19 protein-coding genes are annotated in these 16871 nt (G+C 61.7%); 8 read left to right on the top strand and 11 right to left on the bottom strand.

Going from position 1 to position 16871, the window contains the following annotated elements; all coding sequences use genetic code 11:
* The first annotated feature begins 78 nt into the window (after positions 1 to 78).
* Positions 79 to 618 (top strand): Pycsar system effector family protein, encoded by a 540-nt coding sequence (locus FHT93_RS06115; protein ID WP_018114541.1) that lies wholly within the window; start codon positions 79 to 81, stop codon positions 616 to 618.
* Positions 619 to 656: 38 nt separating this feature from the next.
* Here FHT93_RS06115 and FHT93_RS06110 read toward each other — a convergent pair whose 3' ends face one another.
* The 4 genes from FHT93_RS06110 to dusA all read right to left on the bottom strand — a co-directional run bounded on the left by FHT93_RS06110 (position 657) and on the right by dusA (position 3885).
* On the bottom strand, positions 657 to 1496 hold the full coding sequence (locus FHT93_RS06110) for an SDR family NAD(P)-dependent oxidoreductase (RefSeq protein ID WP_183846675.1): 840 nt from the start codon (positions 1494 to 1496) through the stop codon (positions 657 to 659).
* A 27-nt stretch (positions 1497 to 1523) separates the two neighbouring features.
* On the bottom strand, positions 1524 to 2027 hold the full coding sequence (locus FHT93_RS06105; RefSeq protein ID WP_183846673.1) for a GNAT family N-acetyltransferase: 504 nt from the start codon (positions 2025 to 2027) through the stop codon (positions 1524 to 1526).
* A gap of 164 nt (positions 2028 to 2191) precedes the next feature.
* Positions 2192 to 2710 carry a DUF992 domain-containing protein gene (locus FHT93_RS06100; protein WP_018114544.1) on the bottom strand — a complete coding sequence of 173 codons (519 nt, stop codon included), beginning with the start codon at positions 2708 to 2710 and terminating at the stop codon, positions 2192 to 2194.
* A 137-nt stretch (positions 2711 to 2847) separates the two neighbouring features.
* Positions 2848 to 3885 (bottom strand): tRNA dihydrouridine(20/20a) synthase DusA, encoded by a 1038-nt coding sequence (gene dusA, locus FHT93_RS06095; protein WP_183846671.1) that lies wholly within the window; start codon positions 3883 to 3885, stop codon positions 2848 to 2850.
* Between the two features lie 291 nt (positions 3886 to 4176).
* Between dusA and FHT93_RS06090 the strand changes: the two genes are divergently transcribed.
* The 3 genes from FHT93_RS06090 (at position 4177) to FHT93_RS06080 (ending at position 6473) form a co-directional block, all read left to right on the top strand.
* Positions 4177 to 4380 carry a hypothetical protein gene (locus tag FHT93_RS06090; protein ID WP_112547103.1) on the top strand — a complete coding sequence of 68 codons (204 nt, stop codon included), beginning with the start codon at positions 4177 to 4179 and terminating at the stop codon, positions 4378 to 4380.
* 347 nt (positions 4381 to 4727) lie between these two features.
* Complete coding sequence (locus tag FHT93_RS06085; protein ID WP_007818517.1) at positions 4728 to 4922, top strand: hypothetical protein; 195 nt, start codon at positions 4728 to 4730, stop codon at positions 4920 to 4922.
* A gap of 207 nt (positions 4923 to 5129) precedes the next feature.
* Positions 5130 to 6473 carry a hypothetical protein gene (locus tag FHT93_RS06080; RefSeq protein ID WP_183846669.1) on the top strand — a complete coding sequence of 448 codons (1344 nt, stop codon included), beginning with the start codon at positions 5130 to 5132 and terminating at the stop codon, positions 6471 to 6473.
* A gap of 70 nt (positions 6474 to 6543) precedes the next feature.
* Here the strand turns inward: FHT93_RS06080 and FHT93_RS06075 are convergent, their stop codons facing one another.
* The 7 genes from FHT93_RS06075 to FHT93_RS06045 all read right to left on the bottom strand — a co-directional run bounded on the left by FHT93_RS06075 (position 6544) and on the right by FHT93_RS06045 (position 12284).
* The gene (locus FHT93_RS06075; protein ID WP_183846667.1) at positions 6544 to 6882 is read right to left on the bottom strand and encodes a hypothetical protein; all 339 of its coding nucleotides are present in this window, start codon (positions 6880 to 6882) and stop codon (positions 6544 to 6546) included.
* 71 nt (positions 6883 to 6953) lie between these two features.
* Positions 6954 to 7295, bottom strand: coding sequence for a hypothetical protein (locus FHT93_RS06070; protein WP_112969495.1), 342 nt, complete (start codon positions 7293 to 7295; stop codon positions 6954 to 6956).
* A gap of 256 nt (positions 7296 to 7551) precedes the next feature.
* Complete coding sequence (locus FHT93_RS06065) at positions 7552 to 8343, bottom strand: glycosyl hydrolase 108 family protein (protein WP_183846665.1); 792 nt, start codon at positions 8341 to 8343, stop codon at positions 7552 to 7554.
* Between the two features lie 404 nt (positions 8344 to 8747).
* Complete coding sequence (locus FHT93_RS06060; RefSeq protein WP_183846663.1) at positions 8748 to 11285, bottom strand: CHC2 zinc finger domain-containing protein; 2538 nt, start codon at positions 11283 to 11285, stop codon at positions 8748 to 8750.
* A gap of 105 nt (positions 11286 to 11390) precedes the next feature.
* Complete coding sequence (locus tag FHT93_RS06055) at positions 11391 to 11792, bottom strand: helix-turn-helix domain-containing protein (RefSeq protein ID WP_183846661.1); 402 nt, start codon at positions 11790 to 11792, stop codon at positions 11391 to 11393.
* 62 nt (positions 11793 to 11854) lie between these two features.
* Positions 11855 to 12064, bottom strand: coding sequence for a hypothetical protein (locus tag FHT93_RS06050; protein WP_183846659.1), 210 nt, complete (start codon positions 12062 to 12064; stop codon positions 11855 to 11857).
* On the bottom strand, positions 12057 to 12284 hold the full coding sequence (locus FHT93_RS06045) for a hypothetical protein (RefSeq protein WP_112546760.1): 228 nt from the start codon (positions 12282 to 12284) through the stop codon (positions 12057 to 12059). Before FHT93_RS06045 ends, FHT93_RS06050 begins: the two co-directional genes overlap by 8 nt.
* Positions 12285 to 12554: 270 nt before the next feature.
* On the opposite strand from FHT93_RS06045, the gene FHT93_RS06040 reads away from it, so the two are divergent.
* From FHT93_RS06040 to FHT93_RS06025, 4 genes are all read left to right on the top strand, one after another.
* Entirely contained in the window at positions 12555 to 13175 is a 621-nt protein-coding gene (locus tag FHT93_RS06040) for a helix-turn-helix transcriptional regulator (protein WP_183846658.1), read from the top strand.
* An 8-nt stretch (positions 13176 to 13183) separates the two neighbouring features.
* Entirely contained in the window at positions 13184 to 14017 is an 834-nt protein-coding gene (locus FHT93_RS06035) for a DUF3883 domain-containing protein (RefSeq protein ID WP_183846656.1), read from the top strand.
* Between the two features lie 178 nt (positions 14018 to 14195).
* A complete protein-coding gene (locus FHT93_RS06030) occupies positions 14196 to 15227 on the top strand; it encodes a DUF1214 domain-containing protein (RefSeq protein ID WP_183847545.1) in 1032 nt (343 codons plus the stop codon).
* 57 nt (positions 15228 to 15284) lie between these two features.
* Entirely contained in the window at positions 15285 to 16790 is a 1506-nt protein-coding gene (locus FHT93_RS06025; RefSeq protein WP_183846654.1) for a DUF1254 domain-containing protein, read from the top strand.
* Positions 16791 to 16871: the final 81 nt, after the last annotated feature.

The raw sequence follows: 16871 nt of genomic DNA, 5'->3' as shown, positions 1-16871 counted from the left end.
AAGTCGGGTGCACACGTGTTCTTGCTTTCGCGGTCAAGTGTATTATTAGGGAAACACTATTGCGGGGTGGGGTTTCCTTTGAGTGAGTTTGAAAATTTTGCGGAGCTGCCTTCCAGCTCTCCGTCTACGGACGATGTCGACTCGGAATATTTCGACCATATCAAGAAAATCAACGATATATTCTACGATCAGATCAAGATATCGGACCAGAAGGCTGCGTATATCTTTACTTTCATGCTCGCCTTTCTTGTGAGCTCCGTCGAAGTGAGGGCGGTCTTCACCTGGGCGCGCTATGCGCAGGGCACGCCGCAGGCCATTCTCTTTTCCGGGCTCCTGGCTGCGGCCTCGGTCTTTTCGATTCTGGCGGCGATCCTCGTCGTGCTGCCGCGGCGGCTCGACAAGTCCACCTCGATGTTCTGGGGCGCGTGGCCCAGGCATCGCGACGCCTTCTACGATGCGGCGAACCGGCGCGACGAACGCTATCTCTTCGATCAGTATGTGGAAAATGCCGATATTCTCTCGCACATCGCGCGCAGCAAATACCGCTTCGTAACGATTGCGTTTCGCGGCCTGATGGTGACGGTCGTGGCCTACGTGCTGCTCTTGGTGGCAGCCTGAATCCACGCTCCGGCCTGCCGTCGCTCCCGGCAATGACTTCAGCTTTTGGCGAAGTCGGCTGCTGTGAGGGGAGCAGGTCTATAGCCGTTGACGTCGGCTATATCATATTCCTGGCCGAGCTCGGCCGCGACCAGGACATGACCGGATTTCGACATCAGCGCCTGGTCTCGCCAAAGGCCTGATATGACGTGGCCGATGAATTGCGGTGACTCGGAATTGGACAGGTCGAAATATTCGGCGTTCTGCATGACCGCTTCGGTGCGGACCAGCCCGGGATAGAGGGCGACGGCGGCGACATTGTGCGGGCGCAGATCATGGGCGAAGTCTGCGGCCATCTTGTCGGCAGCGGCCTTGGCCATGCCGTAGATCGCGTTGCCGTCGTAGAATTGCGCTGCCCAGAAGGAAATATTGACGATCAGGCCGCGCTGCGCCTGGATCATGACGGGTGCCAGAGCACGCGACATCAGGAAGGCCGCCCGCAATGCGGTGCCCATCATCGCGTCCCACCGCCAGAGGGGCTGCTCCCAGAAGGCGCGGGGCCAGGTAAAATCGCCGTCCTCGACCATGTTTTCATAGCCGGGCCATGCATTGTTCACGAGAATGTCCAGCCTGCTGCCGGCTTTGATTTCTTCGGCCACGCGCTCGGTCTCGGCGTCATTGCCGTGGTCGCAATGATGAAGGATCAGGCGTCCGGGCAGGTTCTCGGCCTCGACCGCGAGGCCCTCCAGCGAGCCTGCGCGTTTGCCAGCGCTTGCCTCCGCCTCCGAACGTGTCCTGCCGGTCACGTGGACCGTGGCGCCCTCGGCGAGCAAGGCAAGCGCAATCCCGCGGCCGACACCGCGGCTTGCGCCTGTTATCAACGCGACGACATCTTTCATGCTGGCTGGCCTCCCATATGTCGAGTATCAGAATGGCAGAACCATGCCAATGCGGCGGAGCGGATCGAGGCCCTTTTCGGCTTCAGAATCGAGGATGGCCCGCAGGCGCGGGGAGCATTCTTCCTTTTCGAGGGGCCGAAAGCCAAGCGATGCATAGAAAGGCGCGTTGAAGGGGGCGAGGCGGTCTGTCGTCAGCGTTGCCTCGGCAAGCTTTCGCAAACGGCCTTCTGCAAGAAGCGTTTCCATGAGCCTGCGGCCGAGGCCCTTTCTCTGGAAATCCGGATGAACGTCCATTTCGCCGATATGCAGGCAGCCCTCCGTGATATAGGCGCCGGCATAGCCGACGGGGATGTCATCCTGATCGCATGTGGCATAGAGGAGGGCGTGGTCGAGATAGTGCTGCAGTTCCGCGTCGCTGCTTGCTTCCGGCTCTCCGCTGACAGCACCTGTGGCGCGCAGCGTTTCGAAAGAGGCCAACTCTATCGATCGCAAGATGTCGAAATCGTCCCGAGTTGCCTGTCTGATCCGCATGTCCGTTCCTGCCTGAGATCGGGCACCGGATTACGACAATTCCCGGGAAACGCCAATGGCACTGGGCATGACGGCTTGCGCCGGATGAAACGCGCGGCTGGCATTGTCCGGTCGGGTAGTCGCGGAAAATACCGGCGGCGACCGGTGGCCGCCGCCGGCAGGACTTAGCGCGTTGCCTTCAACTGGAGGCGAGAGACGCCTGCGGCCACGTTGACGCCGGTTCCGGTTTCGCCGCTGAGCGGCTGCAATGCGAAATTCTTCGAACTGCCGCCCACAAGCGCGTTTGCTCCGAGACCGACGCCAACGGAAGCGCCGGCAGAGGCGCCGACATAGGTGCCGGCAAGAGCGCCGTCACCGACGCGGGTGGGGGCGGTGTTGACAACGATCCAGCTGAGATAGGATTTGCCGGTGACCCCGACATCGAGACCGAGCTTGCCGATCGTGCCGGAATAGTGCTCGACCTTGCCGGTGTTCTGCTTGAAGCTGCAATCGATCGCCTTGCTGGAGCCGATGATCATGCCGGCCCCGCCGGCAACGACGCAGGAGAGGGTGCCGAGACGTTGCTGAGGCTCATTTGCGACCTGCTGGGCGGCGTGTTTCGGCTGCTTATGCTGGCTCGCGGCCTCAGCCACGGGGACAAAGCCGAGGGAAGCGGCGGCGACTGTTATCATGAGGGTTTTCATGAGCGGTTCCTTTCACCTTCCTTCGTGGGGGATCGTTATAAACGCGTTCAGCCGAACTTCGTTCAAACATGGGAGGGAAACGGACCCGGTCCGTCCGCGCATGATTGCCTATGGCTGCAGCATCGTCCTGACCAGCCTCAGGCGCTGACGGCTTCCGTCGCACCCGAGAAGTCGACGGCGGCGAAGGCTGCGGCGATCACTTCCGGGCCGGCATTCGGCTTTGCCGCATCTGTCGAGAGGATCTGGCGGTAGCGGCGGGCGCCGGGCAGGCCGGTAAAGAGGCCGACCATATGGCGGGCGACATGCTGCAGGCGGCCGCCCGAAGCGATATGGCGGGCAGCGTAGGCCATCATGCGGTCGCACAGCGCATTCCAGTCGGGCTCGGATGCCGGGGCGCCGTAGAAGCGCTGGTCGACATCGGCGAGAATAGCGGCATTCTGATAGGCGGCGCGGCCGAGCATGACGCCATCGACATGGGTGAGGTGAGCTTCTGCCTCATCCAGCGTGTGGATGCCGCCGTTGATGCCGATGAAGACATCGGGGAAGCGCTGCTTCATGCGATAGACGATATCGTAATCGAGCGGCGGGATCTCGCGGTTTTCCTTCGGCGACAGGCCCTTCAGCCAGGCCTTGCGGGCATGGATCCAGATCGCATCGGCGCCGGCATCGAGCACGCGGGTCATCAGCGCGGGCAGGGCCGCTTCCGGCTCCTGCTCATCGACGCCGATGCGGCATTTGACGGTGACCGGGACGTTTGCGACCTTTTTCATGGCGGCGAGGCATTCGGCAACCGTTTCCGGCGTCAGCATCAGGCAGGCGCCGAACGTGCCGGACTGGACGCGATCCGAGGGGCAGCCGACATTGAGGTTGATCTCGTCATAACCATAGGGCTCGGCAATGCGCACGGCCTCGGCAAGCTTGGCCGGATCGGAGCCGCCGAGCTGCAGTGCTGCGGGATGTTCGGCCGCATCGAAGGAGAGCAGGCGCTCACGCGGGCCATGGATGATGGCGTCGGCGACGACCATTTCCGTATAGAGCAGGGCATTGCGGCTGATCTGGCGATGGAAATAGCGGCAGTGGCGATCCGTCCAATCGATCATGGGCGCAACCGCGAAAACCGGCGCCTTGAAATAGCGCTGAATGCCTTCGGATGCAGCCGTCTTTGCCGTGGTCATGATCTCAAGTCTTCTTTCGTCAGGTCGCGGGTCCCATGGCCTTATCTCGTAGCGGAGGCGTTGTCCTGCAAGCCCTTGCCGGTGATGGGCCGGAACCGGGCTTGGCAACGGGACGAGGGCTTATACATGAGAGATGGAGATAAAGCGAGATCGCGCATTCAAGGGTGTCTGCCGTCATTTGCCCGCAGGGTGCTCCCGCCCTTGACGCAGGTGCCGTTTTCCCGGAAGGCAGCGAAGGAAGGTCCCGATACTCCCAATATAGGGATCACGCAAAGGAGTAAAATCAGCGTCATGACCGACGATAGCGCAGGGATCAAGGCATTGCTGGCGATGCCGAGGCGAGACAATAGCGCGTATCTGGAAACGCTCCGGCTGGTGAAGGAGGCGTTTGCCGAGGCCGAGGCGGAATTTGCCGGCAAGGTGATCGCGACGACAGACAGCGCCCGGGACGAAGCCGGCAACATCGTCATCATGACCGTGATCAGGCCGGCATAGGCAGGCAGCGCCCCGGTCATGGCCGCAAATCACCTTAAATAGAGGGCAATTGAACCAAAATCCTCCTGCCGCGTTTCTGCCACAAATAGGAGGATTCCGATGGACAACCTGCTTCTGATCGCCACGCTTTGCGGCCTGATGTCTTTCGCCATGGTGTGGCTGCAGACCAAAGAATAGTTTTTTCGCGTCAAAGACTTGGCGCTTTCCCATCTATTTGCCGGCACCGCTCTTCCCGCGCCGGAACCCTACCTTTTGTATTGCCCTGAACGATCGTCTTGACTTCTCCGAAAATGAGAACAAAATGAGAACAAATAAACGTTCTCATCTATGTTCTGATGGAGAGTTCGATGGCAGCAAGCCCGAGTTATTCAGGAGCAGCAGACAAGGCCATGGCCTTTGCCGCGCAGCTGCGCGCAGACCGCGAGCGTCACGAAGCGCGCAGGCGGGAAGAGCAACGCCGCATCGAGGCGATGCGGCCGATCAACAAACATGTGCTGAAGGTGTTTGGCGGGCAGCAGCTGGCGCTGAAGCTGAATAGCTGAGGTGGACTATCCTTGTGAGTGCCCGAACGGGGGGCCGAAATCTGCCGTTCGATATCATCTGTGGGGGCTGACGCTGCGGGATGTGCAAGCCGCCGCCGCCGAGGCATCGCGCGCATTCCCCTGATATTTTTACCATTTTCCGAGTGGGCCGTGGACGGCCTGAAATTTCAGACATAAAAGAATTGCAACTATTTGGGGTGGGATTTCATGAAAAGATTATTGTTGCTGGTGGCTGCGATGGCGTTGCTTGGTTCGGGCGCAATCGCGCAAGGTGCCAAGGAAGATCCTGTGGATATGGTGATCCGATTGACCGGACGGACAGATCCTTATCTACAGGCCATTTATCGGGATCACAGGGATATCGTACTGGAAGTCTACGCTGAGCTGAGCCGTCAGCTATGGGTTGAACAAAAGAAAACCCTTGCGACGGTCATCGACAGGTATGGCACTCCGGCCCTCTCGCGCGCAGGCGACAGTGCCGTGATTGCAGTCATGGACAAGACGGCCGCGCTTACCGATATCGTGGCCGCCAAATATCCCGAAGGCTGCGAGTATTTCTTCACCGGCAATATGCCTGACTGGTATTCCGTTGTGGAAGTCAGAAACGGTCGGATGGATGATCGGCGAGCGAAAACCTATGCTTATGAGGATGGGAAATTCCGCGCTCCGGTTGCCTTGATGTCCGGCGAGGAGCAGTACTGGATCATGACGCGGTACCTGGGAATGACCGGGAGCGAGATAGACAAGGCGCTGAAAGCTCCTGCCGGGGTCAGCGACCAAGACATGTGCTCAATCGCAAAGAAACTCTATAACGTACGCGCTTTGCCGAAAGAGCTGCAGGGCGATTGGGGCAGGGCGTTGCTCTCGCTCGGCCCGTCCCCGGAGAAGCAAAAGCCTGCCGCAGATGCGAAGCCCGCATCGGACTCGGTTGCGCAGGAAAAGAAGGCTGGCTCCTTCGAAAAGGAGATGAAGGTTCTCGCCGGTATCAATCCTTTCGTTCACGCGGTCTTCATGGATCACGAAGCTGAAACGCGGCAGCTGTTTGCCAAGGTCGAAGCCTCGGGGGGCAAGATCGATCCGCGAGCGCAAGCAGCTGCCATGGTGGCGAAATACGGCAATCCTGCGCTGTCGCGGGCAAGCGATGCCATTGCTATCGATGTCTTGAAGAAGACAGCTGCGCTCAACGAGGCTCTCGCGCGATATTATCCGCAGGGCTGCAAGGATCTCATGAGTCTGCGGGTGTCTCAGTCCGCACAGGCTGTTCCCCAGATCAAGGAGAGCTATTGGCAAGTTATGGAAGCCAAGCGCCTGGCCTATGAGGACGGAAAGGTGCGGGGGCCTGCGGCCGTTACGCTGACCGCTCAGGACATCGTGCAGATGATCACGCAGCGCCTGGGCGTGACCACGGACGAATTGAACAAGCTGGCGAAACTCGCCGAACTCAGCGACGAAGAGGTTTGCTCGATAACGATGAGGCTCAACAGGATCGATCCCGTTCCGGAGGCGCAGCGCGGCAACTGGGCGAGGACTGCCATGTCGTGGAGCGGCTGAGTCTTGCCGCCCTGCGCCCGCCCTTCCGTTCGCAAGGGCGGGCGCATTGCGACATTTGACGCTTTCCGCCTTAGCGGTCCCGGAAGATCTTGATGACTCTCGGCGTCATGCGGTTGTTCGTGATGTCGACCGCATCCTGATAGGTTGCCCGGCCGGAGACCAGAGCTTTTTGCATGCGCGCGCAGCCGACCCGAGGCGCATCCTTATCCGAGACGTTCATGAGAACGGCGCCGTCGTGAAGCGTGCTCTTGTCGAGCCTGCTCAGACGCTGGACGCAATTGTTAAGCGCCTCCGTCCTCAACCGAGGACTGCCTTGCAGCGCCGTGACAGTGGCTTGATATTCCTGTTGCGTCGGCGCGCAGCCTGCGAGCAGTCCGGCAATCAATGTTATTGCAATAGTGGCACGCATGATTATTCCTCAATTATGCTGCGGACAGTGTTTTTTTGCTGTGATTGGCGAGGCATCTCGAAGCGTCTGCCTCAACCGCCCCGGAAGATCTTGATCAGCTTCGGGGTGTAGCGGTGATTTTTGATGTCGAGCATATCCTGGTAGGTTATGTCGCCGGAAACGATCGCATTTGTGTATCGGCCACAGGCAATCTTCGGAGCGTCTTTTTCTGCCACGTTCAGGAAGAGTGCGGCGTTATGGCGGGCCTTCGTGTCGGATAAGCCGAGCTGCCTGATACACTCGTTCAAAAGCCCGTTTCTCTGACTCTCGCTGCCCCGCGCCACTCTGACAGCTGCATCATATTGTTTCTCGGTCGGCACACAGCCGGTGAGCAATCCGGTGGCAATCAATGTCAATGCAATATAGGCGCGCATGATTATCCCTCAATTATGCTGCGCACAGCCTCTTGTGCTGTGATTGGCGGGGTATCCTTATTTTGATTCTCGTAACGCGGGAATTCTGTTCTTTGCAATTTCTTATTTCTTCTAGATTTGGTTGAAAACCTCAGGAAAACGCGTGTTTAGTAGCGAACGACAGGCGCTTCGCGGAAGCACCTTGGGGGATAAAGGGATGTATGGGGCTGCTCAGCGAGCCGGTGACGTTCACATCCGAGGGGACCAGCTTCCGTCGTTACCGCCCGGCCGCCCGGTATGCCTCTGCGCGTTCCTTCTCTCTTGCGGCCTTCACGACCAGCATAGCCGCCACGACCAGTCCAAGAACCATCACCACGCCAAGCACGAGCAAATTCGGCTCAGCCGGCAGCGCCGCGCCCGTGCCAGCTCCGCCCGATGCCGACACTGCGATTGCGGCACCCGCCTTCTGCAACGTACCCGTCGTCTTCTCCGCCTTGTCCGCCACGTCCGCCAGCACAGCCTTGGCATCCACACCCGGCTGCGCACGGAGATACATCGCGACGGCTTTCGCCTCGATCTTCGCCACGCGTGCGCTCCAGCCCTTGCCGTAGGTCTTCCAGATCGCCAGGCTCTGCATGAAGCTCAGCCTTCTCGCGCAGAGCGCCTTGATTTCCTTCACGCCGGCAGTGGCTGCGTGCAGGCGGGTGATGGGGCCGGTTTTGCCGTCGGCGGGGGCGCCGATCACGGTCTGGGCGTCGCGGAGCGCCCGGGCGGGGCCGGAATTGACGGCGTAGTCGAAGGTGGCGAGGTCGAAGCCCGGGGGCAGGGTGTCGCCGCCGATCTGGTCCCAGTATTTCGCCTTGTAGATGGGTCTGACGTCGTCGAGGGTGAGGTTGCGGATGTCGAGATTTGGGAAGGCGGCGGCGGAGATGCCGTATTTGGTGCCTTTCAGCGTGCCCTTGCCGATCCTGCCGCCGGTCCAGTTGCCGGGGTCGGTACGCTCGGTGGAGAGGCCGCCTTCGGATGCAAGTGTGATGGAGAGGCATTCGGGAAAATTTGCCGCGGTCATGTCACATTCCTTTGTCGGTCGGATCGCGACAACCTTCCGACGGCAACAGTTGCGGCCGTGGCATCGTGACCGCAGGCGGAGCGGCCGGCAGATCAGGTGTTGAAGCGGCAATGCCGCGGCTCGTGCCGATGTGAGGAAGCGGGGCCGGATGCGGGGCCTGACCGGCATCTTCGATGGCCGTTCGGGACGCGAGGATCGCGGCGCCTGCGGATCTGGCTGAAGGGGAAAAGAGTGGCCGCCGCCTCCGCTACAGGAAGGCGGAGTGGGGCGCGGCGGCCGGCCACTGAGGGGCCGACAAAACAACCCGAATTCCGGGCGGATCGTTCCTAATCATATTGGGCTAGGGAGGCCTTCGTCTTCTGCGGGCTGAGTGGAGGGGCGAGTTTCACACCACACGGCATGGCTCAGAACACGTCGGCATAATTGTTGGCAGCGGCAAGTGCGGCTTCCTTCAGGATCACCCCTTGGGCCACCATGCCGTTTGCGAACCGTACCAGGCGCACGTCGGGCATGGATTTCAGGCGCTGGGAGAAGGTGTTGACGGGTGGCAGGAAGTTTTCGCGGTAGCCCTGGTCGATCGCCCATTTGCGGAAATCCTCGAAGAGTTTGGCCGTGCGCAGCCAGCCGCCCGAAGGCTCGATTTCCGCGGGCTCGATGCGGATATCGAACCATTCATTGAGCGGGTCGAGCAGCAGCCAGGCGTTCAGCGCCTCCTTCGAGCTTGCGGGAATGGTGTAGTGGCCGTTGCGCTTCAGCCGCTGGGCGCCCGATACGGCAAGGCCGAGCAGCAGTTCCAGCTCTTCCCTTGCTATGCGCTCGGCAATATCGGGAATGACCTCATGCTCGGGAATGCTGCGATTGAACTGGATGACGACGAGGCGGCGGCGCAGGCCTCGATCTATGCCGCCGTTGAATCGGGGCAGGGTATTGGTCGTGAAGCAATGCAGCGCCCGGGGGATGAAACTTTCGACATCCTTGTAGAGGCTGCGGCCCTCGATCGGGTTGCCGGTGACGGCTGCCTTGAACTCTTCGCCCGCGATGGCCGCAGCGCTCAGCTCGTCTGCGACGTTCGCCGCCTTGCCGGCGAGATTGATGATGCGCTTTTCATCATTGAAGAAGGCGGGCGAAATGGAGGAGACGGCTCCTTCCGGCAGCAGCGCGCGAAAGAGCGAGGCGATGGTGGATTTGCCATTGCTGGCGGTCTCGCCGAGCAGGATGAAGGCTTTCGGCTGGCGGATGCGGGTGGCAAGGCCGAAGGCGGCCGCTCCCAGCATTTCGGCCACGAGGTCGATCTTGCCGGCGGCATCGGGATCGCCCTGAAAGGCGCCGTGAAGCAGCTTGTGCAGGAGCGAGCCCTCGGGCGGATGGCTTTCGGTATGCAGGTTGTAATCCGCTGCTATCGTGAAGCGGAAGCGGTCATCAGGGTCGTGCGCGCGGCAGGTCACTTTGCCCGCTTCGTCGAGGGTGATGGTGCAGTTCAGCGCGTTGACGCCGATGGCGGAATTGCCGAAGAAGCCGGCCTCGGTGGTGCGCGTGCCGAATTCGGTGAGGATGCCGTCGATCATGTGTCGGCCGAGCTTCAGCGGCTTTTCCTTCGGGCCGATACCGATGGCATCGAAGGCATGCATGGCAAGGCGGATCTTCTGTTCGGAGATGGAGCGCCAGGCGGAGGGGCCATAGGCCCAGAACCTGCCGTCGGCGCGCACGATCCGCCCGCCGCAGGCTTTCGCCAGATGTTCGTTGAAGATGCGCGCCAGCCAGACTTCGGAGCCGAAAGGCTGGCTCGGAAACCATTCCGGCATGCTGTCTATGCCATCGGCGCCCGCCGGCGGGGCATTCGGTGCGCTCTGCTCCGGTTCTTCTGTCGCCGGCGGCGGCTCGACCGGCGCGGCCAGGTGGCGGCGGATCGTGGCGCGCATGAAGGCATCGAGATCGAGGCGCGTCCAGCCGGCATCGACGGCATCGGCGCTGTCCCAGCCGCGGCATGGAAGACGGCCGGCCTGCCAGTCGGCATAGGTGAAATGGCCGAGATCGGAGGCTGCTCCGGCATCGGTAAGACCCGTCAGCCGGACGCGCGCGCCGAGGCTCAAGAGGATGGCGGCGATCTCGTCTGCCGTCGAAAGGCCGGGCGCATCGAAATCCGGCCAGATGACCACATCGCGGCCCGATAGCGGCGACCAGTCCGTATGTTTGACGCCCTGCGTGCCGCCGGCCCAGGAAAGAACGGTGCGGCCGGATTTCTTCGCCAGCCGGTCGCGGCATTTCTCGCCCTCGACGACGATCACCTGCTTTGTCTTGCCGAGCGTTTCGAGGCCGTAGAGCGGGCGCGGCCTGGGAAAGGGGTAGCGGCACCAGGTCTCCTTGCCGTCCGGCAGGCGGACGAACATGACCATCGGCGTTTCCTTGCCCTCGTCTGGCAGGTCATGGCGCAGCACATAGCCGATGAGCGCGCCATCGGCCTGCCGATAGGGAAAGACCATGGAGGGAGCGAAAGCGCCCCATTCGGAGCGGTCGCCCTTGCGCTTGGGGTTGTAGAGGCGGATGCGGACGCCGGGTGTGACCGGCTCGGAGGGAGGCGGAAGCGGCGTGATGCCTTCATAGGGATCGCGCACCTGCTCCACGCGCGGGACTATGTTCGGCCTGATATGCCCGGCGCCATCGGAGCGGCTGCCGCCGTCGAGAAGGCGGATGGCTTCCGCCAGATCGACGCCCTTGATCTGTCGCACGAAATCGAGCACATCGCCGCCGGCGCCGCAGCCGAAACAATGGAAGCGCTCGATGCCGTCCTGCCCCCTGAAGATGGTGAAGGAGGGCGTTTCCTCGGCATGGAAGGGGCAGCAGGCGATATGCTCATGCCCGTTCCTCTGCAGCCTGCAGCCATAGCGCGCCGCCGTCTCAGACAGCGACACGTCGCGGCGAAGCCGTTCGAGATCTGCAGGCATGTTGCGGCTCTTGCAAGGAATGTTGTCGTTATCGCAACATGGCCGGCGCAGTGCGGGCGGCGGCCATGGTCATTTCGCGCTTTCGGGGATTGTCGGGCGGGCGGCTTATCGCGAGGAGGAATTGGGAAACTTGCCTTCCAGCACCAGCCGGTAGCCGCGGCGATAGCCGACATTGGCAATGCCGATGCCGGAGCCTTCGAGCTTCTGGCGCAGGTGGCAAAGGGCAACCTTGAAGGCGAGATACATCTTGTCCGGCGAAGGGCCGCCATCGGGATCGTCGATATACATGGCGGTGAAGATGCGCTCGGTGATGACGGGCATGCCCTTGCCCTTCCAGACCGCATGGAAGATGCGGCCTTCCATCGGCGTCAGGCCGAAGTGATCGATGACGATCTCCGGCTGCGGCGCGGTGACCGGCTGCTTGCAACAGGGGCAGAGCAGGGGCCTGACGATGGTGAGCGGGGCGGGGGCTGCCGATGGGGTCGGGCGTGTGGTGATCGTCTGCATATGGAGCCTCACTGGATCTGGAATTCTTGTGACAATGCGAATTGGTGCCGGCGTGGCAGCGCCTAGGAGGCCATCACCATCGCCCGGATGCGGTCTTCGAAGAGGGCAAGGCGGCGCAGCCGGTTGGCGAGATGCACGAGGTCGTCGACATCTTTGCGATCGATGGAAAGCAGCGTTTCTGCGGCGACCGCCCCGCCGCGCATGACGCAGCGCCCGACGAGCGCATCGATCAGCTCCGACTGCGCCAGCATGGAGAGCGGTTCCCTACGCATCCTCTTCCTCCGGCATGAGGTCGGCGAGCGTGAGCGAAACGCCAAGGCGCCTTGCCGCTTGCAGAAGCATCAGCTGGTCGCGACCATTGATGAGGCCGCGCTCATCCCTCAGCGCCCGCGAAATCTTGGAGCGATGGCGCTTGAGCTCGGCTGCAAGCCCGCTCGGCGTCAGCGCCAGTTTGGCGGCAACCTTCTGCCAGGGCGTCCGGGCCTTTGCCATGCTGATCTTCCTCCTGCCGTGCGGCTCTTGTTGTTGTGGTTGAGATTATGTTGTCGAAATCACAACGTCAATCCGAAATAGGAAAAAATACCTATCTTTCGTGTTTTGACTCCTGGAGTGCTGTTTCCCACCAGGAATGCGGGCGATGCTGCAACTTGAGCAGATCAACCATGTCAAAGGTTGACGCTAAAAAGCCCGGTGCGGTTGCTTGCGCCTCGTTGCGTTTTTTGCAACAAATGAGCAACGCTGCATATTGCATGGGGACGCTGAATGGCTGAGATCGACGGCAGCTGGTTTCACAGCCAGCTTGATGACAGGGGGCAATCGCTGCGCTCGCTCGCCCGCCATCTCGGCAAGGATGCGTCTGCCGTTTCCCGCACCTTTTCGGGCAAACGCCGCATGACGATGGAGGAGGCGGCCGAGATCGCCGGCTTCCTTGGCGTATCCGTGACCGAGGTCATGCATCATGCCGGAATTACACGCGAAGGCGAGGGGCTCGGGCCGAAGATCCTGCTCTCGGCCGTGATCGGCGAGGATGGCGAAGTCCGTTCGCTTGCCGAGCCGCAGCCCTTGCCGCAGGCCGTGCTCGACAAGGCGCAGCTCTCGATCGGCGCCAGCCGCAACCGGCGGATCATCGCCGCTGAAGTGCGGGCCTCCTCCGGGTCGCTGTCGATCTGGGACGATGCGGTGCTGCTCTTTGCACCGGCCGACGGCATCGAGCCCGGCGCGATCGGCTCGCTTTCGATCTGCGGCCTTGCCGGCGGCAGGCAGATCCTCGCCAGGCTCGACCGCGCCCGCAAGACCGGCGAGGCGAGGGTGGTTTTTCCTGATGGCGGGATCGGGGAGGCGGTGCTCACGACGGCGACGCCGGTGCTGGCGGTGGTGCCCTAGGGGATATGATGGCAGACGGCCCCTGGAGTGAGGAAGAGAATGGGCTGATCGTTGCGGATTATTTCGCAATGCTTGCCGACGACCTTGTCGGCCGGCCCTACAACAAGGCGGAGCACAACAGGCAGCTGCAGGCGCGGATCGGCCGGACGCGGACATCGATCGAATTCAAGCACCAGAATATCAGCGCCGTGCTGAAGGGGCTCGGCGAGGACTGGATCAACGGTTACAAGCCGGCCTTCAATTTCCAGATGTCACTGGTGGACGCCGTCATGCGCTGGCTTTCGCAGAATGAGGGCTGGGTGAGACGGGCTCCCGGCGCGCCGGCGCTATCCGGGCTGCGTGAGCAAACTGCACTCTGGGTGGGGCCGCCGCCGACGCTTTCCAACGAGGCTCCGCCGCAGGAGCTGGAGCAGATGCAATTCATTGCCCGCAAGTTCGATGTCGCCGGCCGCGACGAGCGCAATCGCAATCTCGGAAAGGCAGGCGAAGAGCGGGTGTTGGCGCATGAGCGCGCGATGCTCGTCAGCGCCGGCCGGGAGGATCTCGCCCGCAAAATCCGCTGGATATCGGAGGAAGAGGGCGATGGTGCCGGCTTCGACATCGCCAGCTTCGAGCCGGGCGGCCGCCCGCGCCGCATCGAGGTGAAGACGACGAATGGCTGGGAGCGCACGCCTTTCCACATTTCGCGCAACGAACTGGCGGCGGCCGAGGAATGGCGCAGCGAATGGTGCCTGCTGCGCCTCTGGAACTTTTCACGCGAGCCAAGGGCCTTCGAGCTCCACCCGCCGCTGGAGGCGCATGTGTCGTTGACCGCGACGACCTTTCAGGCGAGCTTTGCCTGAATATCCCGCGGGATATGGGGGCTCGGCACGCCCGACGGGACTGCTCGCTTGTGCCACCCGAGCGGCGTTTACGGCGGCATTTACGGTAACGCGCCCAGTCGGTTACCGTAACGTACTTATGCGGCAGCGCGGACGGCTTCATGGTTCGGCCCATTCCTGACAGGGGCAAGCCATGAAGATGAAATTCGATATTTGCGCGCTGCCGATCCTTGCCGCGTTCAGCCTTTCAGCAAGTGTGCTGACGGCGGCGGCGGGCGATGCGACGGTGCAGGTCACTGCCGACAATTTCGTGCGGGCGGAATCCGATACCTATATCGGCAATCTCGCCAAGGCGGCAGGCGGGCTCGCCAAGCTCGTCCATCACCGGGAACCGGCCGCAATCGACGACCACTCGGTCATCCGGCTCAACCGCGACACTCTCTACAGCTACGCCGTTTTCGATCTTGATGCCGGTCCGGTCACCTTCAATCTGCCTGACCCCGGCAGCCGTTTCATGTCGCTGATGGCGGTAAGCCAGGATCACTATGCGACGACGGTTTACGGCCCCGGAGCGCACAGTTTCGACAAGGAGACGATCGGCACGCGCTATGTGATGATCGGCACCCGCATCCTGGTCGATCCCAATGACAAGAAGGATATTGCGCAGGTGCACGGCTTGCAGGACGCAATCAAGATCAGCCAGGAGGGCTCCGGCGCGCTAGACCTGCCGCGATGGGATACGGCGAGCCTGAAGAAGGTGCATGACGCCGTGCTCGTGCTGGCCTCCACCGTCTCCAATTTCGACCGGGCATTCGGCACGAAGGCGGAGGTCGATCCAATCCGCCATCTGATCGGCGCTGCCGCCGGATGGGGCGGAAACCCCGACAAGGACGCCCGGTATCTCAACGTCACGCCGGCGAAGAATGACGGCAAGACGATCTACAAGCTCACCGTCAAGGATGTGCCGGTCGATGGGTTCTGGTCGGTCAGCGTCTATGATGCGCAGGGTTTCTACGACAAAAATCCATATAACGCTTACAGCCTCAACAACGTGACCGCCGCCAAGAGCGCCGACGGCTCGATTACCGTCCAGTTCGGCGGCTGCGACGGCAGGATCGTCAATTGCCTGCCGACCGGCAAGGACTGGAACTACACGGTGCGGCTCTACCGTCCGCGGGCGGCAATCCTCGATGGCACATGGACCTTTCCGTCGCCGGAACCGGCCGGCTGAAGCCGGGACGAGCGAGCGGGCGACAATCATTGGCAGACAATCCAGCGGAGATGAGACATGAGCCTACCGAGCCGCCTTGCCGGCGCCGCCCTGCTGCTGCTGTCAGCCGTTCCGGCGCTTGCCGGGGAGTCTGAATACAAGGCGGATGTGCCGGCCGATATCACCACGCCCGACAAGGTGGAGACGCGCATCGGCACGCTGAATTTCTTCGATGGCCTGCCCGATGATGCGACCGTACGGAAGGTCTACGACCAGCTGGATTTCTCACGCGGCATCCAGGCCTTTCTCTCGGGCATTCCGGCCGCCTCTCTGCATGCCATGTGCAAGGGCTTGAACGAGGCGGGTGTGGAAAACAACAAGGCTATCGGCATTACCGAGGAACTGATGGATGCGCGTTCGCTGTTTCTGACGCCGAATGCCACCACGGTCTATAATTTCTTCTGCATCGACCTGAAGGACGGGCCTGTCGTCATCGAGATCCCGCCCAATGCGCTCGGGCCGGTCGACGACGCCTTCTTCCGTTTCGTTACCGATGTAGGGCTGACCGGTCCCGACAAGGGCAAGGGCGGCAAATATCTGTTCGTGCCGCCCGACTATAAGGGCAAGCTGCCCGAGAGCGGCTATTTCGTCACCCGCTCGCCGACCTACATCAACTGGATCCTCTGCCGCGTGTTCGTGGAAAACAACGATGTTGCGGCGGCGGTGAAGGCGGTCAGGGAGCACGCCCGCGTCTACCCTTATTCGGCGGCCGCCAAGCCGCCGGCGACGACTTATGTCGACATATCAGGCAAGAAGATCAACACCATCCACTCCAACGATTTCCACTTCTATGAGGAGATCAACGAAGTCATCCAGCATGAACCTGACGATGCCTTCGACCCGGAAGTCGTCGGCCTCTTCGCCGCCATTGGCATCAAGAAGGGCGAGCCTTTCCAGCCGGATGCCCGCATGAAGGCGATCCTCGTGGATGCGGTCGCTGTCGGCAATGCTTCTGCCCGCGCCATCCTGTTTTCCTCGCGCGATCCCCGAGTGAAATTCTATCCCGACCGGCAATGGGGCAACGGCTTCATCGGCAACAGCTACCAATTCCTCAACAATGGCGAGCGCATGCTCGACGCCCGCACGCTCTTTCACTATGCGGCAACCGGGATCACCCCGGCGATGGCCGCCGCCAAGCCAGGCACGGGCTCCGCCTACGCCTTTGCCGTGCGCGACACCACGGGCGCCTATTTCGATGGGGGCAAGACCTACAAGGTAACGCTGCCGGGGCCGGTGCCCGCTAGGCAATTCTGGTCCTTCACCGTCTATGATGCGCAGACGCGTTCCATGCTGGAGACCGATCAGAAGGCAGCTGGCCTCGACAGCAATTCGAAGGATATCAAGGCCAATGCCGATGGCTCCTACACCGTCTGGTTCGGCCCCGACGCGCCCAAGGGGCATGAGGGCAACTGGGTGCAGACGCGGCCGGGCAAGAGCTGGCAGGTGATCCTGCGGCTCTATGCACCGCTGGAGCCCTGGTTCGACAAGAGCTGGAAACCGGGCGACCTGGAACCCGTGAAATAGGCATCCGACAATCGGCTGCCCGGTGGGGAAACCTCCCTTGGAAATAATCCGCTCAGCGCTAATTCCTGCTCGAGGAATGGC

Source organism: Rhizobium sp. BK379 (assembly GCF_014193955.1).
In the GTDB taxonomy this organism is placed as follows: Bacteria; Pseudomonadota; Alphaproteobacteria; order Rhizobiales; family Rhizobiaceae; genus Rhizobium.
The sequence above is the reverse complement of the archived record's forward strand: the minus strand, read 5'-3'. Positions and strand labels throughout refer to the sequence as shown.